22 protein-coding genes are annotated in these 22,741 nt (G+C 61.0%); 11 read left to right on the top strand and 11 right to left on the bottom strand.

Going from position 1 to position 22,741, the window contains the following annotated elements; all coding sequences use genetic code 11:
• Window positions 1–17: 17 nt before the first annotated feature.
• From LOKVESSMR4R_RS03450 to coxB, 10 genes are all read right to left on the bottom strand, one after another.
• A complete protein-coding gene (locus LOKVESSMR4R_RS03450; RefSeq protein WP_087206319.1) occupies window positions 18–1,430 on the bottom strand; it encodes an FAD-binding oxidoreductase in 1,413 nt (470 codons plus the stop codon).
• Window positions 1,430–2,014: a GNAT family N-acetyltransferase gene (locus tag LOKVESSMR4R_RS03445; RefSeq protein WP_087206318.1), complete on the bottom strand. Its 585-nt coding sequence runs from the start codon at window positions 2,012–2,014 to the stop codon at window positions 1,430–1,432. Before LOKVESSMR4R_RS03445 ends, LOKVESSMR4R_RS03450 begins: the two co-directional genes overlap by 1 nt.
• Window positions 2,014–3,282: a M16 family metallopeptidase gene (locus LOKVESSMR4R_RS03440; protein WP_087206317.1), complete on the bottom strand. Its 1,269-nt coding sequence runs from the start codon at window positions 3,280–3,282 to the stop codon at window positions 2,014–2,016. Before LOKVESSMR4R_RS03440 ends, LOKVESSMR4R_RS03445 begins: the two co-directional genes overlap by 1 nt.
• Window positions 3,279–4,664, bottom strand: coding sequence for a threonine synthase (thrC, locus tag LOKVESSMR4R_RS03435; protein WP_087206316.1), 1,386 nt, complete (start codon window positions 4,662–4,664; stop codon window positions 3,279–3,281). The genes LOKVESSMR4R_RS03440 and thrC overlap by 4 nt, the downstream gene beginning before the upstream one ends.
• Window positions 4,665–4,667: 3 nt before the next feature.
• On the bottom strand, window positions 4,668–5,348 hold the full coding sequence (locus LOKVESSMR4R_RS03430; RefSeq protein ID WP_087206315.1) for an SURF1 family protein: 681 nt from the start codon (window positions 5,346–5,348) through the stop codon (window positions 4,668–4,670).
• A gap of 77 nt (window positions 5,349–5,425) precedes the next feature.
• Window positions 5,426–6,229, bottom strand: a complete 804-nt coding sequence (locus LOKVESSMR4R_RS03425) for a cytochrome c oxidase subunit 3 (RefSeq protein WP_087206314.1) — start codon at window positions 6,227–6,229, stop codon at window positions 5,426–5,428.
• Between the two features lie 25 nt (window positions 6,230–6,254).
• A complete protein-coding gene (locus tag LOKVESSMR4R_RS03420; RefSeq protein WP_087206313.1) occupies window positions 6,255–6,869 on the bottom strand; it encodes a cytochrome c oxidase assembly protein in 615 nt (204 codons plus the stop codon).
• Window positions 6,866–7,069, bottom strand: coding sequence for a hypothetical protein (locus LOKVESSMR4R_RS03415; protein WP_087206312.1), 204 nt, complete (start codon window positions 7,067–7,069; stop codon window positions 6,866–6,868). Before LOKVESSMR4R_RS03415 ends, LOKVESSMR4R_RS03420 begins: the two co-directional genes overlap by 4 nt.
• Entirely contained in the window at window positions 7,063–8,004 is a 942-nt protein-coding gene (cyoE, locus tag LOKVESSMR4R_RS03410) for a heme o synthase (protein WP_087206311.1), read from the bottom strand. The genes LOKVESSMR4R_RS03415 and cyoE overlap by 7 nt, the downstream gene beginning before the upstream one ends.
• 78 nt (window positions 8,005–8,082) lie before the next feature.
• Window positions 8,083–8,910, bottom strand: a complete 828-nt coding sequence (gene coxB / locus LOKVESSMR4R_RS03405; protein WP_087206310.1) for a cytochrome c oxidase subunit II — start codon at window positions 8,908–8,910, stop codon at window positions 8,083–8,085.
• Between the two features lie 180 nt (window positions 8,911–9,090).
• Here coxB and tldD point away from each other — a divergent pair, with 180 nt between their 5' ends.
• The 5 genes from tldD to LOKVESSMR4R_RS03380 all read left to right on the top strand — a co-directional run bounded on the left by tldD (window position 9,091) and on the right by LOKVESSMR4R_RS03380 (window position 15,991).
• Window positions 9,091–10,512, top strand: a complete 1,422-nt coding sequence (gene tldD, locus LOKVESSMR4R_RS03400; protein ID WP_087206309.1) for a metalloprotease TldD — start codon at window positions 9,091–9,093, stop codon at window positions 10,510–10,512.
• Window positions 10,513–10,686: 174 nt separating this feature from the next.
• Window positions 10,687–11,814: a DNA-processing protein DprA gene (gene dprA / locus LOKVESSMR4R_RS03395; RefSeq protein WP_204248717.1), complete on the top strand. Its 1,128-nt coding sequence runs from the start codon at window positions 10,687–10,689 to the stop codon at window positions 11,812–11,814.
• Between the two features lie 133 nt (window positions 11,815–11,947).
• Window positions 11,948–14,590 carry a type I DNA topoisomerase gene (gene topA, locus LOKVESSMR4R_RS03390; RefSeq protein WP_087206308.1) on the top strand — a complete coding sequence of 881 codons (2,643 nt, stop codon included), beginning with the start codon at window positions 11,948–11,950 and terminating at the stop codon, window positions 14,588–14,590.
• Window positions 14,591–14,663: 73 nt separating this feature from the next.
• Window positions 14,664–15,368 carry a CoA transferase subunit A gene (locus tag LOKVESSMR4R_RS03385; protein WP_087206307.1) on the top strand — a complete coding sequence of 235 codons (705 nt, stop codon included), beginning with the start codon at window positions 14,664–14,666 and terminating at the stop codon, window positions 15,366–15,368.
• Entirely contained in the window at window positions 15,368–15,991 is a 624-nt protein-coding gene (locus LOKVESSMR4R_RS03380) for a CoA transferase subunit B (protein ID WP_087206306.1), read from the top strand. The genes LOKVESSMR4R_RS03385 and LOKVESSMR4R_RS03380 overlap by 1 nt, the downstream gene beginning before the upstream one ends.
• Window positions 15,992–16,050: 59 nt before the next feature.
• Here LOKVESSMR4R_RS03380 and LOKVESSMR4R_RS03375 read toward each other — a convergent pair whose 3' ends face one another.
• Window positions 16,051–16,887: a lytic transglycosylase domain-containing protein gene (locus LOKVESSMR4R_RS03375; protein WP_087206305.1), complete on the bottom strand. Its 837-nt coding sequence runs from the start codon at window positions 16,885–16,887 to the stop codon at window positions 16,051–16,053.
• Between the two features lie 315 nt (window positions 16,888–17,202).
• Here LOKVESSMR4R_RS03375 and LOKVESSMR4R_RS20010 point away from each other — a divergent pair, with 315 nt between their 5' ends.
• From LOKVESSMR4R_RS20010 to LOKVESSMR4R_RS03355, 6 genes are all read left to right on the top strand, one after another.
• The gene (locus tag LOKVESSMR4R_RS20010) at window positions 17,203–17,409 is read left to right on the top strand and encodes a hypothetical protein (RefSeq protein WP_157898107.1); all 207 of its coding nucleotides are present in this window, start codon (window positions 17,203–17,205) and stop codon (window positions 17,407–17,409) included.
• Window positions 17,410–17,586: 177 nt separating this feature from the next.
• Complete coding sequence (locus tag LOKVESSMR4R_RS20405; RefSeq protein ID WP_204248716.1) at window positions 17,587–17,760, top strand: hypothetical protein; 174 nt, start codon at window positions 17,587–17,589, stop codon at window positions 17,758–17,760.
• A 234-nt stretch (window positions 17,761–17,994) separates the two neighbouring features.
• Complete coding sequence (gene cpaB / locus LOKVESSMR4R_RS03370; protein ID WP_087206304.1) at window positions 17,995–18,828, top strand: Flp pilus assembly protein CpaB; 834 nt, start codon at window positions 17,995–17,997, stop codon at window positions 18,826–18,828.
• A 328-nt stretch (window positions 18,829–19,156) separates the two neighbouring features.
• A complete protein-coding gene (locus LOKVESSMR4R_RS03365) occupies window positions 19,157–20,587 on the top strand; it encodes a type II and III secretion system protein family protein (RefSeq protein ID WP_087206303.1) in 1,431 nt (476 codons plus the stop codon).
• A 13-nt stretch (window positions 20,588–20,600) separates the two neighbouring features.
• Entirely contained in the window at window positions 20,601–21,254 is a 654-nt protein-coding gene (locus tag LOKVESSMR4R_RS03360) for an OmpA family protein (protein WP_087212518.1), read from the top strand.
• A gap of 235 nt (window positions 21,255–21,489) precedes the next feature.
• Entirely contained in the window at window positions 21,490–22,734 is a 1,245-nt protein-coding gene (locus LOKVESSMR4R_RS03355; RefSeq protein ID WP_087206302.1) for an AAA family ATPase, read from the top strand.
• The last annotated feature ends 7 nt before the right edge of the window (window positions 22,735–22,741 follow it).

Raw genomic sequence — 22,741 nt, 5'->3', positions numbered from 1 at the left:
GCGCGGCCCCACCGCCCCTATCGCTGTGGCAGGATCACGCCGGGGTTCATGATCCCTTGCGGGTCAAGCGCATCCTTGATCGCACGCAGCATCGCAAGCTTTGCCGGATCGCCATAAAGCTGCAGATCGCCGACCTTGGCGCGCCCGATCCCATGTTCGGCGCTGACGGATCCGTCCAGCGCGGCCACCAGATCATGGATCATTTTCTGCACGGCAGGGCGCAATGCATCATCCGCGCCACGCGCGCGGTCCTTGGCGGGGAAGATATTGTAATGCAGGTTGCCATCGCCCAGATGGCCAAAGCAATTGATGCGCATATCGCCCAAGGCCCGCAGCGCGACCTCTGCCTGAGCGATGAAATCAGGCACAGCGCTCAGCGGCAGGGCGATGTCATGCGAGGCGATCGAGCCGATCCGGCGGTTTGCCTCGGGGATGTTTTCGCGGATATCCCACAGCGCCTGGCGCTGCGCGGCCGAACGCGCGATGACGCCGTCACTGACCAGCCCTGCATCGAACGCATCCGCAAACAGCCGCTCCAGTGCGGCATCAGGATCGCCACTGGCGGGCAGGCCAAGGTCGATCAGCACGCTCCATGCGGGGATCGTCTCGAACGGTTGCCGAACCTCTGGCCCGACCTCGGCCAGGAAATCGAGCCCTTGCCGGTGCATCAATTCGAAAGCCGACAGACCGTCGCCGATCTGCGCGCCCGCCATGGCCAGCAGGTCCAATGCGGCCTGCGGCGATGGCACCGCCAGCAGCGCCGCGCCGATCTGCACAGGGCGCGGCACCAGCCGCAGCGCGGCGGCGGTGATGATGCCCAGCGTCCCTTCGGCCCCGATCATCAGGTTGCGCAGGTCATAGCCGGTGTTATCCTTGCGCAGCCGCGTCAGCCCGTGCCAGATCGTCCCGTCCGGGCGCACGACCTCTAGCCCCAGGCAGAGCGCGCGCGCATTGCCGTAGCGCAGCACGTTCACCCCGCCCGCATTGGTCGCCAGCAACCCGCCGATCCGCGCCGATCCTTCGGAGGCCAGCGAGAGCGGGAACAGCCTATCCACATCCTCGGCCGCCTGTTGCACATGGGCGAGGATCACGCCCGCCTCGCAGACCAGCACGTTTTCGGAAGGATAGACCGCGCGGATCTTGGTCAGCCGTTCCAGCGACAAGACCACCGGGGCCGGGCCATCCTCCATGATCTGCCCGCCGACCAACCCGGTCCCGCCGCTATAGGGCACGATCGCCACGCGTGCCTGCGCGCAGGCCGTGACCACGGCGGCGACAGCTATGGTATCGGCGGGGGCCACGACCAGCCCCTGCCCCTGCCAGCGCCCGCGCGGTTCGGTGAAATAGGGGGCAGTGTCGGCCCGAAAGGCGGCAGCATCGACAAGCCCACGCAAGCGGTTCTCAAACTCCGGTGTCACCCCGTTCAGCATTAGCCCACATCCGTCTTGCCGCGCCGGTCATGGCGCAGGTTCGCGTATAGCACATGGTTGCGCCAGCGCCCGTTGATCTGCAGATAGCTTTGCGCGACACCTTCGTATTTATAGCCGCATTGTTCCAGCAGCCGCCGTGACGGGGTGTTTTCGGGCAGACAGCCCGCCTCGATCCGGCTGAGGTCCAGCACGGTGAAGGCGTGATGCACGACCGCCTGCACAGCCTCGCGCATATAGCCTTGGCGCGCGTAAGGTGCACCGATCCAATAGCCGGTGATCCCCGATTGCGCCGGGCCACGTTTGATATGGTCCAATGTAATTGCCCCTAAAAGCGCATCATCGGACCGGCGGATCAGGAACAGGGGCAAGGCCGAGCCTTGGGCAATCGATCTTTGCGCCCAATAGACGCGGTTGGTGAACCCCTTGCGCGACAGATGATCAGCGGCCCAGCTTGGCTCCCAGGGCACCAGAAATTCGGCGCTGGTCTGCCGCAAGGCCGCCCAGGGGCGAAAGTCGGTATGCATGGGCGCGCGCAGGGTCAGCCGTTCGGTTTCGATCCGGACCTTGCGCTTGATCCCGAGCATTACGCGGCAAGCCGTGCTTTCAGCGCCGCCAGCGTCGGGGCCTGATCGGCGGGGCCGTAAAGCGCCATGGCCGCGCCTGCCTGCCCCGCCATCTGCGCGGCGAAGGCTTTGACATCGCCGGTGGTCACATCGTCGATATGGGCGATGGTTTCCTCGATCCCCGGTATCCGGTCCCAGATCGACAAGAGCCGCGCCAACCGTTCAGCGCGGTTTGACGGGCTTTCGAGGCCCATCAGCAGCCCGGCCTTCATCTGGGCGCGGGCGCGGGCGACCTCGGCGGCGGACATGTCGTCGGCGGCGCGTTTCATCTCGTCAATCGTGATATTCGCCAGTTCGGCGATCTGTTCGGCGCTGGTGCCAGCATAGATCGTGGTCATGCCCGTGTCTTCATAGGCGCCGGCCTGCGCAAAGATCGTATAGCACAGCCCGCGGTTTTCGCGGATTTCCTGAAACAGACGCGAGGACATGCCGCCACCAAGGGCGGTTGCGTAGATCTGCGCAGTGTAAATCGCAGGGTCGCGGTAGGTCGGCCCTTCCAGCGCCAGCGCGAAATGCACCTGTTCCAGCGCCTTGGTCGCGCGCCGTTCGCCGCCGATGAATTTGGCAGGCTGCAACAGGCCCGCCGCACGTTCGACGCGGGGCAGATGGCCAAAAAGCGCCTCGGCCTGCCGCACGATGGCATCGTGATCGATGGCACCGGCAGCGGCGAGGATCATCTGGTTCGGTCCGTAATGTTCACCGACAAAGCGGTCCAGATCGCCTTTGGCAAAGGTGCTGACGCGCGCGGCCTCGCCCAGGATCGACCGGCCAAGGGGTTGGTCGGGATAGGCTTCTTCCTGCAACCAGTCAAAGATGATGTCGTCGGGCGTGTCGAGCGTCTGGCCGATTTCCTGCAAGATCACACCGCGTTCGACCTCGATCTCGCTGTCCTCGAACAACGGGTTCAGCAGGATATCGGCGATGATATCAAGGCCAAGGGCCACGTCGTCTTCCAGCACGCGGGCGTAATAGGCTGTCATTTCGCGGCTGGTATAGGCGTTGATATAGCCGCCCACATCCTCGATCTGTTCGGCGATCTGCAGCGCACTGCGGGTCTTGGTGCCTTTGAACGCCATATGTTCCAGAAAATGCGCGATGCCGTTCTGTTCGATCCGTTCGTGCCGCCCGCCCGCCAGCACCCAGATGCCGATGCTGGTGGATTTCAGACCGGGCATCTGTTCGGTGACGATGCGCAATCCGTTGGACAGGGTGTGTTGCTGGATGCTCAAGTTATGATCCGTTCCTTGATGACGGCTTGCAGCGCCGCCAAATCTGCTGCGACTGGTGTGACCCTTTCGGGGCGGTCGTACAAGTCCGCCATGCGCGCAGGCAGCGGGGCAGAGATGCCCGAGGCCGCCTTGACCGCATCGGGGAATTTGGCGGGATGGGCGGTGGCCAGCGTCACCATAGGGATGCTGCCCAGATGCGCCTGCGCCACATGCGCACCGACGGCCGTATGCGGGCACAAGAGCTCGCCATGCTGCGCAAGATAGGCGGCAATCGTCGCGCTGGTCTCTTGCTCTGACGCGCGTCCGGATTTGAAGGTCGCGGTCAGCATGTCATAGGCGCCTTGCGAGATTTTGAACCCGCCGGATTTGAGGTCTTCCATCTGGCTGGCGACCGCGGCCCCGTCTTGCCCGTAAGCATAGAACAGCGCGCGTTCGAAATTGGAACTGACCTGAATATCCATCGACGGGCTGATCGTGGGGGTGACCCCTTCCTTGGTATATGCGCCCGTCTGCAAGGTCCGGTGCAGAATATCATTGCGGTTGGTCGCAACCACCAGATCAGCAATCGGCAGGCCCATCTGTTTGGCGATGAAGCCTGCGAAGATATCGCCGAAATTGCCCGTGGGCACGGTGAAACTGACGGGCCGGTGCGGCGCGCCAAGGCTGACGGCGGCGGTGAAGTAATAGACCACCTGCGCCAGCACCCGGCCCCAATTGATCGAATTGACCCCCGCCAGCCGCACATCATCACGAAAGGCGAAATCGTTGAACATGTCTTTGACCAGCGCCTGACAATCGTCAAAATCGCCGGTCACGGCCAGCGCATGGACATTCGCCTCGACCGGTGTGGTCATCTGGCGGCGCTGGACCTCGGAGACGCGGCCATGCGGATAGAGGATGAAGACATCGACCGCCTTCAGCCCTCGGAATGCCTCGATTGCAGCGGACCCAGTATCGCCCGATGTGGCCCCGACGATGGTCACGCGGTCGCCCGAACGGGACAAAGCGGCCTGAAACATCTGGCCGATCAGCTGCATGGCGAAATCCTTGAACGCCAAGGTAGGTCCGTGGAACAGTTCCAGCAGATAGTGATTACTGTCCACCTGCACCAAAGGCGCGCGGGCCGCATGGCCGAAACCGGCATAGGCACGCGCGATCAGATCGCGGAATTGCGCGTCGGTGAAAGTGTCGCCGATAAAGGGGCGCATCACGTCGAAAGCGACCTCTTCATAGGATTTGCCCGCCATGGCCGCGATCTGGGCCTGTGTCAGCGTCGGGATGTCTTCGGGCAGATACAGCCCGCCATCCCGCGCCAGACCTGTCAGCATTGCCTGTTCAAAGCTCAGCACAGGGGCCGTGCCACGGGTCGAGATATAGCGCATGGGTCAGGCGTCCTTTGGCCGAAGAGTGCGGATGATCAGGAAAAGGGACATAACGGCCCAAACGATGGCCAGCAAGAACCATGTGACCGCATAGGCAAAGTGGTCGTTCTTGATATCGGCGGTGGCGACCGGCAGCGCGGTCAGGCGCGGGTCGGCAGGGCTGGTCGCGGTGGCGACAACCATCAAGGGCAATGTGTCCAATGCGGCGGCCATCGTGTCGACATTGCGCGCAAACCAGATATTCGCCGCCAGATCGGGATCGGGGGTGCTGCTGGTCTGGTCATCGGGCCACAGCAGCGTGCCGGTTACCTGCATCGGGGCCAGCAAGGCTGCGGCGGTCTTGGCCTCAAGCGGCAGCAGCCCCTGATCAAGCAAGATCGCATGGCCATCATCCGTTTCGAACCGCGAAATCACGCGGTAACCGGTCCCCGCTGCTGTGCCCGAAACCAGCACATGCAATTCCTGCCCTGTCGGGGTGCCAGACAGCGCCACGCGGGTATATTCATCCGCAGCCTCGGTCACATCGATGGCCAAAGGGCGCGGATCGGCACCCAGGCGGGCGTTGATATTGGCGAGGATATCCTCTTTCCACGCCAGCCTGTCGATCTGCCACAAAGCCAGCCAGATCAGCACGCCGCATCCGGCAACGCCGAGCAGCACGGGAAAGAAGATCTTGCGCAGCATGACAGGCCCTTGATGGAAAAAACGCGCGGGGGTGCCGCGCGCTTGAGGTTTTGGGGTGGGTCGGGGTGAACCCCGATCTACGCGCCCCAGATATAGATGGCGGCGAAGAGGAACAGCCAGACCACATCGACAAAGTGCCAATACCAGATGGCGGCCTCGAAACCGACATGCTTTTCAGGGGTGAAATCGCCCCGTTCCGCCCGGATCAGGCAGACCAGCAGGAAGATCGCACCGATCACCACATGCGCGCCGTGAAAGCCTGTGGCCATGAAGAAGTTGGCGTAATGGATTTCACCGCCGAACGTATAGCCGTCCTGGGTGACCAGGATCCAATATTCATAAGCCTGAAAGCCCGTGAAGATCACGCCGAAGATAATCGCCAATTGCAGACCGAGTTTAAGGTCTTTGCGGTTGTTTTCATGCACCAGCGCATGATGCGCCCATGTCGCGGCACAGCCCGAGATCAGCAGCAACAGCGTGTTGATCAGCGGCAGGCCGAACGGGTCGATCGCATAGATTTCAGGCTTGATATATTCGGTGCCGACATAGGTTTCCATCGGATACATCTGGTGCTTGAAGAAAGACCAGAACCAGGCGGCGAAGAACATCACTTCGGACATGATGAACATGATAAAGCCGTAGCGCAGGCCGATCCGCACAACCGGCGTGTGATCGCCAGCCCGGCTTTCTGCGACCATGTCAGCCCACCATGCATACATGACGTAAAGCACGGCGATCAGACCCATCAGGAAGATCCACGGCCCCGATCCATGCATCCACAAAACGGACCCGAACAACATGACGAAAGCACCTATGCCGGCGATGAACGGCCAGACAGATGGTGGCAGAATATGGTAATCGTGGTTTTTCGCTTGCGCCATCTGGTGCGTTCCCTATCGGCTGTCTTCAGTAAGTCTCTATGGCGTCTCGCGGCGCCGGTGTCAAAGCTGTCGCATCGGCCGAGGCCTGCATGTAATCAGAGGGCACATCGATCTCGAAAAACGTATAGCTCAGCGTGATCGTATGCACATATTGTCCCTCGCGGTCATCAACGATATCGGGATGCACGAAGAAAGACACCGGCATCAGTACCGTTTCGCCCGGCGCCAGCACCTGCTCGGTAAAACAGAAACATTCGATCTTGTCGAAGAACCCGCCTGCTTCATAAGGTGTGACGTTATAGGATGCCTGCCCGGCAATCGGCACGTCCAGCGGGTTATGCGCCTCGTAGAATACCAGCGCGGTTTCCCCGATCCGGACCTCGACCTCGCGCTGCACCGGCTTGAAGGTCCAGGGCATGTCGCGGCCCAGCGAGCCGTCGAAACGGACCTTGATCGTTTCATCCAGAATCACATCGCTGTCACCCGCAGCCACGCTGGTGGTGCCGCCAAAGCCCGTGACACGGCAGAACCAATCGTAAAACGGCACCGATGCATAGGCCAGCCCGCCCATGACCACGACCAATGCCGAGGCCTGGACGGCGCTGCGATGGATGCCTTTCAAGCGCGGGAACAAAGTCATTGCGAAACCTCCGGAACAGGGACCAATTGCGGACGCGGCGCATGGTCAAAGGTTTCGAACTGGCGGATATCATCCAGTTGCAGAACCTTGACCACGGTCAGGCCAAAGACGATGGCGATAAAGCCGACCAGCAGCAGACCAACACCGGTATTGCGCCCTTTGCGACGCCTGTGCAGTTCATGCTCGACGCGGATCACCATGACCAGCCTCCTAATCCATAAAGCCGCAAGGCGGCCTCTGCCAATAATGCGCCGAAATGCGCGAACAGATAGTAAAGCGAGACTTTGAAGACCTTGATCTCGACCCCGTGTTTATCGGCCTCGCAGGCGGCATCATCGCGCCGCCAGATGTCATAGGCGCCTTTCAGGAACCATGCGTTCATCACCACGGCGACCGCCATGTAAACCGGCCCGCCGATTGACGTCAGCCCAAGGCCCAGCGCGACCGGCACCAAAAGCAGCGTGTAAATCAGCACATGCCGCCGGGTTGCGTCGCGGCCATGGGTTTCGGTCAGCATCGGCACACCGGCGCGCCCGTAATCCGATTTCACGAACAGCGCCAGCGCCCAGAAATGCGGCGGCGTCCACATGAAGATCAGCGCGAACATCAGCAGCGATTCGATGCTGACGCCGCCGGTGGCGACCGCCCAGCCGATCATCGGCGGGAAAGCCCCCGCCGCGCCACCGATCACGATATTCTGCGGCGTCGCACGTTTAAGCCACATCGAATAGATGACCAGATAGAAAAAGATCGTGAAGGCCAGCAAGCCAGCGGCCAGAAAATTGGTCGCCAGCCCCAGCAGCAGGATCGAAAAGCCCGATAGCGCAGCGCCGATGCCCAGCGCCTCGCCCGGTGCGACGCGCCCTGATGGAATGGGCCTGCCGATTGTGCGTTTCATCACCGCGTCGATATCGGCGTCCCACCACATGTTCAGCGCGCCGGATGCCCCGGCCCCGACCGCGATGCACAGGATCGCCACGAACCCCACGAAAGGATGCACCGCCACAGGCGCCACCAGCAAACCGACAAGGGCCGTGAACACGACAAGCGACATCACCCGCGGCTTGAGCAGGGCAAAATAATCGCCCATGCCTGCCTCTTGGGTGCTGTGGTCGTTGGCGCTGAAATCGGTCATTGGCAATCTGTCCTTGCAAGGCGCGGTGCAATCACGCGGATAGGCGATCCGTCAGGTGAAAGGCGATCCGCCCGTCGATCAGGACAGCCCCTTTTCGTCGGCCAACCATGCGTCATAGGTTTCCTGGCTGACGACTTTGACGGTGATGGGCATGTAAGCATGCGCCTGTCCGCAAAGTTCCGAACATTGACCGAAATAGATGCCCTCACGCTCGGCGGCGAACCACAATTCGGCCAGGCGGCCGGGGATCGCATCCTGCTTGACGCCAAAGGCGGGGATCGTCCAGGAATGGATCACGTCAGCGGCGGTCACCTGCATCACGACTGTTGCACCGACCGGCACGACGACGGCCGTATCGGTCGCCAGCAGGTATTGATCCTGCGTATAGCCGAATTGTTCCAGCTCTTCGCGGGTCAGCATGAAGCTGTCAAAGACGACGCCTTCATCGACATATTCATAGCCCCAATACCATTGATAGCCGGTCACCTTGATGGTGATATCCGCCTCGGGGATTTCCTGCTGTTTGAACAGGATCGGCAGCGAAAACGCACCGATGAACACCAAGACCACGATTGGCACCACGGTCCAGGCAATTTCCAGCGGCGAATTATGCGTGAAACCGGCGGGGTTTGGGTTGCGGCGCGCATTATAGCGCAGAATGACATAGGCCAGCAGGCCGGTCACGAAAACGGTGATCACCGTGATGATGACCAGCAGCAGCGTGTCCAGCCAGACCACATCGCGCGCCAGTTCCGTCGCCGAGGGCTGGAACCCCATCCCGCCGGGAAGCGGCTGACCCACGATTTCGAGGTCCTGGCCGATATTCTGTTGTGCCATGGCCGTGCTGCCTGCGAGAACCAGACCCAGCGTGGTCCAGACAGAGGTTGCAAAGGTGTTCAGTCGCATGTTGTACCCTAACTTCAAGAGGCGTGACGGCCCCGATCCCCGGTCACTCCGCTCGGGCTACGGGCGGAATCCCATTGTCTTGATGCGCCCATGTCCCATATCCTGACGCACAACTCAAGAACTGCTGTTGCGGCAAACAGACGCTTTTGCCCCTGATCATCGCCGCCGAAGGATATTGCCATGACCGCCACCCCTTTTCGCCCGTTCGAGACCCATCTGGATCAGGACCGCGCGCTTGATTTGCTGCGCGCGGCAACGGCGGGGGCCGATGATGGTGAATTATTCATCGAAAGGCGCAAATCCGAGATGCTGTCGCTGGATGACGGGCGCATCAAGAATGCCAGCTTCGATGCCTCTGAAGGATTCGGGCTGCGCGCGGTGCGCGGCGAAACCGCAGGCTATGCCCATGCGACCACGATCGACGAACATGCATTGCGCCGTGCTGTCGCGACCGCGCGGCTGGCGGTGGGCGATGGTGGCGGGGTGATGGCCGATGCGCCCGCGGGCACCAACCGCAAGCTTTACAGCGATGATGACCCGATGCTGCAAGCGACATTCCCCGCCAAGATCGACGTGTTGCGCGACATCGACGCCTGTGCCCGCGCGCTGGATCCGCGTGTCGTGCAGGTCTCGGCCAGCCTTGGTGCCTCGCATCAAGAGGTGGTGATCCTGCGCCCCGACGGCACGCTGGTCACGGATACCCGCCCGATGTCGCGGATCAATATCAGCGTGATCGTCGAACAGAACGGCAAACGCGAAAGCGGCGGCATGGGCGGCGGCGGGCGCATTGGCCTGATCGGGCTGATCTCTCGCGATCATTGGGAACCCATCCTGCGCGAGGCGTTGCGGATTGCATTGGTGAACCTTGATGCCGAACCCGCCCCTGCGGGCGTCATGGATGTCGTGCTTGGCCCCGGCTGGCCCGGCATCTTGCTGCATGAAGCCATCGGGCATGGGCTGGAAGGCGATTTCAACCGCAAGGGATCCAGCGCTTTTGCCGGGCTGATGGGCCAGCAGATCGCGGCCAAAGGGGTGACCGTGCTGGATGACGGCACCATCCCCGACCGGCGCGGATCAATCACCGTGGACGACGAAGGCACGCCCAGCGCGCGCAATGTGCTGATCGAGGATGGCGTGCTGGTAGGCTATATGCAGGACCGCCAGAATGCCCGGCTGATGGGGGTCGCCCCCACCGGCAACGGGCGGCGTGAAAGCTTTGCCCATACGCCGATGCCGCGCATGACCAATACCTATATGCTGGCAGGCGATGCCAGCCCCGACAGCCTTGTTTCGGAATTGAAGGACGGGATCTATGCGGTGGGTTTCGGCGGCGGGCAGGTCGATATCACCAATGGCAAATTCGTGTTTTCCTGCACCGAGGCCTACCGCGTCAGGAATGGCGTCATCGGCGCGCCGGTGAAAGGCGCGACCCTGATCGGGGATGGCGCCACGGCGCTGCAAAAGATCCGTGGGATCGGCAATGATCTGGCGCTTGATCCCGGTATCGGCAATTGCGGCAAGGCCGGGCAATGGGTGCCGGTGGGCGTGGGCCAGCCCAGCCTGCTGATCGGCGGGCTGACCGTGGGCGGTGCCGCCGCCTGAGAGCGCGCGATTCGGGCCTGCCTGCGACCGGCACCGCCGCGCAACCGACCGGCTGCATTGCATAAAGCCAGTGAAATAAGAGGTTTCAACGTCATGCGGCCGGGGTCGTGCGACGATTCACGGCTTGTTAATGGCATGGGCGTAGGCCTTGTTCAGCAATAGGCGGAGCAAGGGATGACCCAACCAACACGATCTTCCACCCCCCCCCGACTCCCCCCCACCACGGAAGAGGATGTGATCAGCCATCTTCGCCTATTGCGCTCGCGCCGCGTCGGGCCCGTCACCTATCGGCGGTTGCTGGCGGAATATGGCACCGCCGCAGAAGCGCTGCATGCCCTGCCCGACATCGCCCGTGCCGCCGGTGTGCAAGATTACACGATTTGTCCGATCGGTGTGATTCATGCCGAATTGCAGGCGGGCAAGGCCGCGGGTGCGCGGTTGATCTGGGACAGCGACGGGCTTTATCCGGCCGCCCTGCACGATATCGCGGATGCGCCCGCGCTTTTGTGGTGTCTGGGGCAGACCGCATTGCTGACGCGCCCGATGGTCGCGCTTGTCGGCGCGCGCAATGCCTCGTCGCTTGGTGGCCGGATGGCGCGCAAATTGGCGGGCGATCTGGCCGATGCGGGCTATGTCGTGGTCTCTGGCCTGGCGCGCGGGATCGATGCAGCGGCGCATCTGGGTGCGCTGGCGGGTGGCACGCTGGCCGTGCAGGCCGGTGGCGTCGATGTGATCTATCCCGTCGAGAATACCCAACTGGCCCATGATATCGCCAAACAGGGTCTGCGGATCGCGGAAATGCCGATGGGGCTGCAACCGCAGGCACGCCATTTCCCGGCGCGCAACAGGATCATTTCAGGCATCGCGCAGGCCGTTGTCGTGGTCGAGGCTGCGGCAAGATCGGGCAGCCTGATCACCGCGCGCAATGCGCTGGATCAGGCACGCGACGTGCTGGCCGTGCCCGGCCATCCGTTTGATGCGCGCGCGGCTGGCTGCAACATGCTGCTGCGCGACGGCGCGACGCTGGTGCGATCCGCCGATGACGTGCTGGAGGCGCTGGCCCCCAAACCCGTTGAAACAATGCTGCCGCAACAGGCCCAGCCGTCGCGCCCGGCGCTGCGCAATATTGCCGCCCTGCATGCGATGATCCTGCAGCGCCTTGGCCCCGCCCCCCTGGCCGAGGACCAGCTGCTGCGCGATCTGGCGGTGGCCGCGACCGATGTGGCCCCTGCCCTTGTCGATCTGGAACTTGACGGCAAGATCACCCGCCAGGCCGGTGGTTTGCTGGCCCGGGCGGTATAGCGACAGGACTTTCTAGCCTCCGGCGGGGATATTTAGGCTCGGAAGATGGGCGGAATTTCGCGTCATTGACATTCACGCCGTCGTCACCACATCTTGCGCCACTCGAACAAAGCCGCGCAGATAAAGGATTCCCATGCCCGTTGTCGTTGTCGAATCCCCCGCAAAAGCCAAGAAAATCAACGAATATCTTGGCCGCGGCTATACGGTTCTGGCATCCTATGGCCATGTCCGCGATCTGCCGCCCAAGGATGGATCGGTGCTGCCCGACGACGATTTCGACATGAAATGGGAAATCGCGACCGATAGCAAAAAGCATATCAAGGCCATCGTCGATGCCCTGAAAGCCGATAATGAACTGATCCTCGCCACCGACCCCGACCGCGAGGGTGAGGCGATTTCCTGGCATCTGACCGAGGCCCTGACCGAGAAGAAGGCGATCCGCAAGGATACGCCTGTCAGCCGCGTGGTATTCAACGCGATCACGAAAACAGCGATTCTGGAGGCGATGAAAAACCCCCGTCAGGTCGATGCGCCCTTGGTCGAGGCCTATCTTGCCCGCCGCGCGCTGGATTATCTGGTGGGTTTCAACCTGTCGCCCGTCTTGTGGCGCAAGCTGCCCGGCGCGAAATCGGCCGGCCGCGTGCAATCGGTCTGCCTGCGCCTGATCGTCGAGCGCGAGATGGAGATCGAGGCCTTTCGCAATCAGGAATACTGGACCGTCAAGGCGCAGCTGCAATCGCCGCGTGGCCAGGTCTTCGAGGCGCGGTTGACCACGCTGGCGGGCAAGAAGCTGGATAAATTCGATCTGGGCAATGCGACACAGGCCGAAATGGCGGTGCAGGCGGTGACGTCCCGCGATCTCAAGATCACATCCGTCGAAGCGAAACCCGCCACCCGCAACCCCAGCCCGCCCTTCATGACCTCGACCCTGCAGCAAGAGGCCAGCCGCAAATTCGGGATGGGCGCCAAGCAGACGATGAGCGTGGCGCAGCGTTTGTACGAATCGGGCCTGATCACCTATATGCGGACTGACGGGATTGATATGGCGCCCGAGGCCGTGACCGGTGCTCGTGACGCCATCAAGACCAAATTCGGTGCGAAATACCTGCCCGACCAGCCCCGCATCTATAAGAACAAGGCCAAGAATGCGCAGGAAGCGCATGAATGTATCCGCCCCACCGATATGATGGTCGCCGCCGATCAGGCCGATATCAAGGATGCCGATCAGCGCAAATTATATGACCTGATCTATAAACGCACCCTGGCCAGCCAGATGGCCGCCGCGCAGCTGGAACGCACCGTCGTCGATGTGGCCAGCGCCGACGGCCAGGTGATCTTGCGCGCCAATGGGCAGGTCATGGTGTTTGACGGCTTTATCGCGATCTACGAAGAAGGCCGCGACGATACCGCCGATGATGATGACAAGCGTCTGCCGCAACTGGCGCAGGGCGAGAATGTCATCAAGCAATCGGTCGATCCCGAGCAGCATTTCACCCAGCCGCCGCCGCGTTACACCGAGGCGACCTTGGTCAAGCGCATGGAAGAACTGGGCATTGGCCGCCCATCGACCTATGCGTCGATCGTCACCACGATTCAGGATCGCGGCTATGTCGAAAAAGACAAGAACCGCCTGATCCCGCAGGATAAAGGCCGATTGGTCACGGCCTTTTTGACGAATTACTTCCAGAAATACATCGGCTATGATTTCACCGCCGACCTGGAGAACCAGCTGGATGAGGTCAGCGCGGGCGACGCCGATTATAAAAAGGTCCTGCACCGTTTCTGGCGCGATTTTTCCGCCGCCATCGCGGAAACCGCCGATCTGCGCATTGGCGAAGTGCTCGACAAAATCAACGAGGTGTTGGAACCGCATCTGTTTCCGCCGACCGCTGATGGCACCGACCCGCGCCTTTGCCCCAATTGCGGCGCAGGCCGGTTGTCGATGCGCACCGCGCGGTCGGGTGGTGCGTTCATCGGCTGCTCGAATTATCCCGAATGCCGCTATACCCGCCCCTTTGGCCCGCCCGACCCAGAGGCTGAAAAATCCGCAATCCCCCCCGATGGCAAATTGCTGGGCCATGATGCGGGCGATGAAATCCGCATTTTCAAGGGCCGTTTCGGGCCTTATGTCCAGCGCGGCGCCACGTCAGAGGCCAACCCCAAGCCCGACCGCACCGGCGTGCCTGCGGATTGGCCCTCGGAAGAGGTTGATCTTGAACAGGCCTTGCGCCTGTTGCAATTGCCCCGCCCCATCGGACCACATCCCGAGGATGGCATCATGGTCTGGGCCAATATCGGGCGCTATGGTCCTTATCTGAAACATGCACCCAGCACATCGGATCGCGGCGGCACCAATGCCAATCTTGATGGGATCGACGAGGTTTGGACCGTCGGCATGAACCGCGCGGTGCAGCTTTTGGCGGAAAAGGTCGCCTCGCGGGGGGCGCGCGGCAAGGCTGCGACCCCGATCCGCGAATTGGGCGAACACCCGCAGGCGGGCGGTACGGTCAATATCTATGACGGCAAATACGGGCCCTATGTGAAATGGGACAAGATCAATGCGACGATCCCCGAAACCATCGCGCCCGATGATCTGACGCTGGCGCAGGCCATCGACCTGATCGATGAACGTGCGGCCAAGGCCGGGAAAAAGAAACCTTCTGCCAAGAAACCGGCGGCGAAAAAGCCTGCTGCGAAAAAGCCCGGCACCAAGAAACCTGCCGCCAAAAAGCCTGCTGCGAAAAAACCCGCCGCCAAGAAAACGCCGCCGAAATAGCCGTGCTGCAGCGCGGCGATTGACTTTGTCCGGGGACCGCGACAGTTTTACGCAAACCGGTAAGGGGAGCGGCATGAAAAAGATCTACGGCTCGGCACAGGATGCGTTGGACGGGCTCTTGCACGACGGCATGTTTATCGCGGCGGGCGGCTTTGGCCTGTGCGGTATCCCCGAACTTTTGCTGTCCGCCATCAAGGATGCGGGCACCAAGGACCTGACCTTTGCCTCCAATAATGCGGGCGTCGATGATTTTGGCATCGGTATCTTGTTGCAGACGCGGCAGGTGAAAAAGATGATCTCGTCCTATGTGGGCGAAAATGCCGAATTCATGCGCCAATATCTGTCAGGCGAGCTGGAACTTGAATTCAACCCCCAAGGCACGCTGGCCGAACGGATGCGTGCGGGCGGCTGCGGCATCCCCGGTTTCTATACCAAGACCGGCGTCGGCACCGTCATCGCAGAAGGGAAAGAGCATAAGGATTTCAACGGCCAGACCTATATTCTGGAACATGGCATCTTTGCCGATCTGTCCATCGTGAAGGCGTGGAAAGCCGATGAGACCGGCAATCTGGTGTTTCGCAAGACCGCGCGTAATTTCAACCCGCCTGCCGCCATGTGCGGCAAGGTCTGCGTGGTCGAGGTCGAGGAGATCGTGCCAACCGGCAGCCTTGACCCCGATATGATCCACCTGCCCGGCATCTATGTGCACCGGATCATTCAGGGCACGCATGAAAAGCGGATCGAACAGCGCACCACGCGCAAGCGGGAGACAGCATAATGCCTTGGGATCGCAACCAGATGGCGGCGCGCGCCGCGGAAGAACTGCAAGACGGCTGGTATGTGAACCTTGGCATCGGCATCCCGACGCTGGTCGCCAATTACGTCGGCGACAAGGATATCACCCTGCAATCGGAAAACGGCATGCTGGGCATGGGCCCTTTCCCGTATGAAGGCGATGAAGACCCCGATCTGATCAATGCGGGCAAACAGACGATCACCGAACTCAAACGCACCGCCTATTTCGATTCTGCGACCTCCTTTGGCATGATCCGCGGCGGCAAGATCGCGGCGGCGATCCTTGGCGCGATGGAAGTCGCGGAAAACGGCGATCTGGCGAATTGGATGATCCCGGGCAAGCTGGTCAAGGGTATGGGGGGGGCCATGGATCTGGTCGCCGGTGTTGGCCGCGTGATCGTTGTGATGGATCACACCAATAAACACGGCGAATCGAAGGTGCTGAAATCCTGCACCCTGCCCTTGACCGGCAAGGGTGTGGTGGACCGGATCATCACCAATCTGGGTGTTCTTGATGTGGTCGAGGGCGGTTTGCGGATCGTGGAATGTGCCGATGGCGTGACCGAGGCCGAATTGCGTGCCGCGACCGAGGCGACAATCGTCTAACAATTGGCGCTAAGTAGAAACGCCTTGCCGGGTGATCCGGCAGGGCCTTTCTGGCGGCATCACGATCCGTTGACTTTGAACACGCAGGCGTCAGTGATCAACTCGGGCGGTGTCTGACATAGCCCTTTGGCGACCTGCCATGCCGCCAGCACTTTGGGCACATAATCCATGGTTTCCGCGAAAGGCGGCACGCCTTGATAGCGTTGCACATTGCCTTCGCCCGCGTTGTAGCCCGCCAATACCAGCACCGGATCATTGCCGAAACGATCCAGCAGCCAGCCCAGATAGGCCACGCCGCCTTTGATGTTCTGCGCCGGGTTCATGCTGTCGGTCACGCCAAAGCGGGCCGCGGTCGCAGGCATCAATTGCATCAGACCTTCTGCACCCGCGCTGCTGACAGCATCGATCCGCCCAGAGCTTTCGATCGCGATGATCGCCAGCACCAAAGCAGGCGAGACATCGGTGCCCACCGTTTCGCGCAGGATATGCAGGCCCTGCGCGCTGGCGATATCTTGCAAGAATTGCAGGCGTGGCGCTGGGATGCGCTGACCGGCAGGGGGATTATTGATCCGGCTGATCGCCAGTTCCAGCCGCGCAGGGCTTGATCCGGCCAATGATGAGGGGACATTGTCCCAGAACCAGCCAAAACCGGACCGCAGCTGCGGTGGTGCCGCCAGAGCCGCGACAGGGTCTGCGCGCGGCGCGGCATAAACCGGGCTGCGACGCGGCGCATCGGGATCAATCTGCACGGTGATCCGGCCGCTGGTCTGGCCTTCGCTGGGCAAGCCCACACGTTTGAAGGTGAAATCCGGTTGCAGGCGTTCGACCTGCGCGAAAACTGTTGTCGCGGCAAAAAGCGCGATCGCGGCTGCAAAAGCCACACTGATACGATACATGGCGCGTCCTGCCCGACATTCTTGTTCATGGAAAGATGGCAGAAACCGGCCAAAAGGCCACAATTTTGCGCAAAGACCGCGATTTTACCCCGTGACAGCGGGCCTTTTGGCAACGGCATTAGTAAACATAAACAATTGTTAACATTTTATTTTGTTATTTTTCAATGCTTTAATCCAAAACTCCCAGCGCAAAGCCGCTCAGGGCCAGAAACGTGCCGATGTTGCCAAACTACCGCCCCAATCCTGCAACCTAATGCCCACATCCAAGACGGACCATGACGCCCCAGGGTTGTCACAGCCCCGGCGAGGAATGGCTTGAACATCAATGATACCCCAGGAGGCTTATCAATGCTTAACTTTATCAAAAACTTCCGCGATGACGAAGACGGCGCCGTCACAGTCGATTTCGTGGTTCTGACCGCAGCGATCGTTCTGCTGGGTCTGGCTGTCGGCACCGCGATCAGCAATGGTGCCGGGACTTTGGCCAATAGCATCGAAAACAATCTTCTCAACGAAGCCTGATCATAACGGCAAGCGACGTGCAAAACATAGGCTGCGCTGACCAAGTGGCGCGGCCTATTTCCCGGCGATGCTGATCTTGGCAGCGACGGTCTAGGCCCATGCGGGCGCGAAACCTGTTCACCCATAGCGAACCATCGCGACAAAGCGATCCGTGCTGAACATCAGGAGTGCTGCTGAATGACCAAGCTGTGGCAAATGTTTCACGCTGACGAATGTGGCGCAATCACGGTTGATTGGGTCATGCTCTCTGCGGCGGCCCTGGCACTGATGGCGTTGATCATGGCGACAATTGGTGGCGCAGCTGAAGATCAGGCAGATCGCCTGCAAAACACGATGACGAATATGATGTAGCTGCCCCGCGCGGTGCCGATGCGCGGCCCGGCAGCGCCTGCAAGACAGGTTTCCAGCGTGACCGCCATGCACCTATAGGATCATTCCGGCGCAATTCTTTCAGCTCCTGCTTGCAAACCAGCTTGCCCACATTGTAAGTGGCCTTGCGGTGCAGTCGCATTGCTGCGCATGGGTCACTTTCTTGGCGGGCCGCCAAACGTGAACTGGCGCGAAACTCGAATCAAGGTTTGCATCATGCGCGCAGTTTTTGGTCTGGTCCTTCTGGTCGGCATGGGGCTGGCAGGTTTTGCCGTCTATATGGTGAACCAATATATGGCGACGCAGACCACACAGCTTGAACGGGCGCGCCAGATTGCGGCGCAGGCGCTTGCGACGGTGGATGTCTATGTCACCACACGTTCGGTCACCTATGGCGAACAGCTGACGGCGGATGATGTCCGCTTGATCCCCTATCCGCGCGATTACCTGCCCGAAGGCAGCTTTGCCACAGAGCAGGCCCTGTTCCCCCAAGGACCAGAGATACCGCGCGTCGTGGTCCTGCCGATGATCACAAACGAGCTTGTCCTGACCACCAAAGTCTCGGAACCGGGGGCCAGCCGTGGCCTGACCGCCTTGGTCGAGCCCGGCTTTCGGGCGTTTCCCGTTGAAGGGCGCGTTGCGGCGGGTTTCGGGATCCTGCGCCCCGATGACAGGATTGATGTCTATTGGACCGGCAGATTGCGCGACGGCCGCGAGGTGACGAACCTGATCAAATCCGGTCTGCAGATCATCGCCGTCCTGGGCGATGCCGGCAACCGGGGCGGCCCGCAAAGCGTTGTGGTCCAGGTCACCCCCGAAGAAGTGGCCTTGTTGACGCAGGCGCAGAACAGCGGACAATTGACCCTTGCGCTGGTGGGCACCGGTGATCTGTCAGAGACCGGGCCTGTCACTGTAGACAACTCTGCGTTGACTGGTGAGCAGGATATCGTGGCCGCCCCCGCCCCCGTTATCGAGGAAAAACGCCGCTGTTTTGTGACCCAGCGTAGTGGAACACAACGCGTTGAGGTTGAAATTGAATGCTCGGAATGACGCGCCAAGATCACAATCCGCCCAGAAAAACGCCAAATGACATGCCGGTGCCAGGTGAATTCTAGACTGGATAAATTCCTTTCATAATTGCCTCATATGGACAGAAACCCCCGAAACGACCGGTCGCCCTACGACATATAGAGGGCGGCGCCAGATGAACCGGCGGAACAATCTGGGGTTTAATTGCGCAAGTGTTGCGCGATGCCCACATTCGGTTCGACCTCCAAAGCATTGATTATTGCAATAAATGCAACCTTAGCGCATGTTCGCCCCATCAAGGGCAACAAGACCCACGTTAACGAGGCGTGATCGGAGAGGCAGGTCACTTATGAGTTATGATAGATATCTGAAAGCCGCATTGGCGGGCTTTGCCTTGTCGGTGACAGCCGCCGCATCGGCCCTGGCGCAGGACAGCGCCTTGCGCGTGTTGCGCGGTACCGCATCCAGCGCCTTGGATATTCCGATGAACCGGGCCGTTGTTGTTGAAAGCGATGTGCCCTTTACCGAATTGTCGATCGCCAACCCCGGCATTGCGGATATTTCGTCGCTCTCGGACCGCACGATCTATGTGCTGGGCAAAGAGCCGGGCCGCACCACGCTGACGCTTTTGGCGGCCGATGGGCGGTTGATCACCAATGTCGATGTGCATGTCTCGCCTGATATGGCGGAGTTCAAGGAACGGCTGACGCAGATCCTGCCCGGCGAAAACATCGAGGTCCGGACCGCCAATGATGGCATCGTTCTGTCCGGCACGGTCAGTTCGGCCGCCCGGCTGGACCGCGCGCTGGATCTTGCACAGCGCTATGCGCCGGACCGGGTGTCGAACCTGATGTCGGTCGGCGGCACACAGCAAGTCATGCTCAAGGTCCGCTTTGCGGAAATGCAACGCTCGGTCAGCAAGGCGCTGTCGTCATCGCTGTCGTTGAACGGCTCTTCCTTGCAGAACGGCCGGAACATCCGGGGCGGGACCAATACGACGGTCGGGCAGACAGGAATTACCAATTCGCTGAACAATATCATCCCCACGGCCAATGACAGCAACGGGGCCTTCCTGCTGGGCTTCGGGGCCGGTGGCGTCGAGGTCGGCGTTCTGCTGGAAGCGCTGGAAGCGCGCGGCGTTGTCCGGTCTCTGGCGGAACCGAACCTGACCGCGCTCAGCGGGCAACAGGCGACCTTTCTGGCTGGCGGCGAATATCCGGTGCCTGTGTCCAACGACGATGGCGCGATCAGCGTGGAATACAAACCCTTTGGCGTCGAGCTGAACTTTACGCCCCGCGTCGTGGATGGCGATATCATCAACCTGGAACTTCTGGCTGCGGTCTCGGGGATCGATCCGTCGAACAGCTTTTCGGCAAACGGCTTTGAGATCAGCGCCTTCAGCCGCCGCGAGACATCGACAACGGTTGAAATGCGCGACGGGGAAAGCTTTGCCATCGCGGGTCTTTTGTCGGATGATTTTACCGATCTTAGCGGGCAGGTGCCATGGATCGGCGACGTGCCGATCCTGGGCGCCCTGTTCCGCAGTGCGGAATATTCCCGCCGCCAGACCGAGCTGGTCATCATCGTGACGCCGCATCTTGTCTCGCCGACACGCGGCATGGCGCTGGCCCTGCCGACAGACCGGGTGCGCCCACCATCCGAACAGGACCTGTTCCTTTTCGGGCGGGTGACAGCGGCCAGCGCGCCGACACGCGGTGGCGCGGGCGAGGTCGCACGGCAGGATTTCATGGGATCCTACGGCTATGTCATGGATGAATGATTGGAACGCGACAATGAAACGCCATATGATCACTGCGCTTGTTGCAGCAACACTCGCCGCCTGCGGCCCGTCCGGTTCGACATCCTCGTCCTTCTTTACAGAGGCCGGATCAGACCTTGACCAGGGCGATTTCGGCAATGCCACGATGAACAACGCCTTGGTGCAGACCGGCCAGCAGGATTACACCATCAACCTGGCACGCCGGTTCAATACCGAGGTTACGGCGATGGTGAATTTCGCATTCGATTCCGCCGTGCTGGATGCCTCGGCCCAGGCGACGCTGCGCCAGCAGGCGGATTGGATCCGTCAATTCCCCGAAGTCCGCTTTAAGGTCTTTGGCCATACCGATCTTGTCGGAACGGCGGCCTATAACCGCAGCCTGGGCTTGCGCCGCGCGCAGGCCGTTGTCGCCTATCTAGCCACCCAAGGGATCAGCCGCGACCGCCTCGAGGCGGTCGTGTCCTTTGGTGCGACGCAGCCCCTGATCCCCACGCCGGAACCCGAACGCCGCAACCGGCGCACCGTCACCGAAGTGTCGGGCTTTGTCGAAACCCACCCGATGCTGCTGGACGGCAAATATGCCGCCGTGGTCATTCGCGAATATGTCGCCAGCGCAGTGCCAGATACCACGGTGCAACAAGGCGCGATCTCGACCGGCGGTGGCTAATTGCACGCGCCCGGGTTTGCGCCGGCCGCGTCCGGCGTGAACATTCCCTTAGATTTGGCAAGATCGTCGCAATATTTCGCACAATGACGCGGTTTTGGCCCAATTATCGACACGATTTCCCGCCATATTCATGACCGGCGATGATGTCTGTGCCTGCACCGCCCCGTGGCAGGTCGCGGGGGCGCATAGGTCATGCCATGGGGATTTTTGCAAGAATTGACCAAGGACCAGAGTTATGAGCAGCAGCCCCATCGCGCAGACCGACCCGATCCAGATCGTTGCCTGTACGATCAGCCGCGATGTGCAGATTTTCGATCTTCTAATCGAAGATATGGAAACGGCGCTGGGGGATTCATGGGGTGATCTGAGCATTGACGATGCCGCCGCCTTTCTGGCGCAGCCCGAGGCCCGGACGCTGCAATTCGTGACCATCGCGCTGGATGCGCAAGACGAAGACAATCTGGACCAGGTTTCCGACATCATCATTGCCGCCAAGGCCGCGCGGATCAAGGTGATCCTGATCGCCGAAGACCTGACACCCGCCGCACTGCACAAGCTGCTGCGCGAAGGCGGTGACGAATTCGTCCCCTACCCTTTGCCCGAAAACGAACTGGCCCGCGCGATCGAGCGGGTGCTGACCAGTGATGAGACCGCGCAATCCTCGGGCGGGGGGGTGCCGTTCAAGGCGACTGGCAACAAATCCGGCGTCGTTATTCCGATCCACGGTCTGGCCGGGGGGACCGGTGCCACGATGATGGCCGTGAACCTTGCCTGGGAATTGGCCAATGTTGATCCCAAAGACCCGCCCAAGGTCTGCCTGATCGATCTGGATTTCCAATTCGGCACGGCCTCGACCTATCTGGATCTGCCACGGCGTGAATCGGTGCTGGAAATGCTGACGGATACCGCGGTGATGGATGCGGAAATCTTCATGCAGGCGATGCTGACCTATGGCGACAAACTGCATGTGCTGACCGCGCCGACCGATATGATCCCGCTCGATATGATTTCACCCGCCGATATCACCCGCGTGATCGAGATGGCGCGGATGAACTTTGATTATGTCGTGATCGACATGCCCTCGACGATGGTGGAATGGTCCCAGACGGTGCTGGAGGCCGCACATGTCTATTTCGCGATGATCGAGCTTGAAATGCGCTCGGCGCAGAACACGCTGCGGCTGAAACGGGCGCTGCAATCCGAGGAATTGCCGTTTGAAAAGATCCGTTTCATCCTGAACCGCGCCCCCGGTTTTACCGATCTGAACGGCAAAAGCCGGGTCAAACGCCTGTCGGAAAGCCTGGGCATCGCCATCGAGGTGCTGATGCCCGACGGCGGCAAGGCCGTCATGCAAAGCGCCGACCACGGCACGCCGCTGGCTGAAAGCAATGCAAAGAACCCGCTGCGCAAAGAAATCATGAAACTGGCAAAATCGGTGCACGAGGTCAACGTGGCCGCGACCGCCGAGGCCCGAGCATAAGAGGCGA

Source organism: Yoonia vestfoldensis, from assembly GCF_002158905.1.
In the GTDB taxonomy this organism is placed as follows: Bacteria; Pseudomonadota; Alphaproteobacteria; order Rhodobacterales; family Rhodobacteraceae; genus Yoonia; species Yoonia vestfoldensis_B.
The sequence above is the reverse complement of the archived record's forward strand: the minus strand, read 5'-3'. Positions and strand labels throughout refer to the sequence as shown.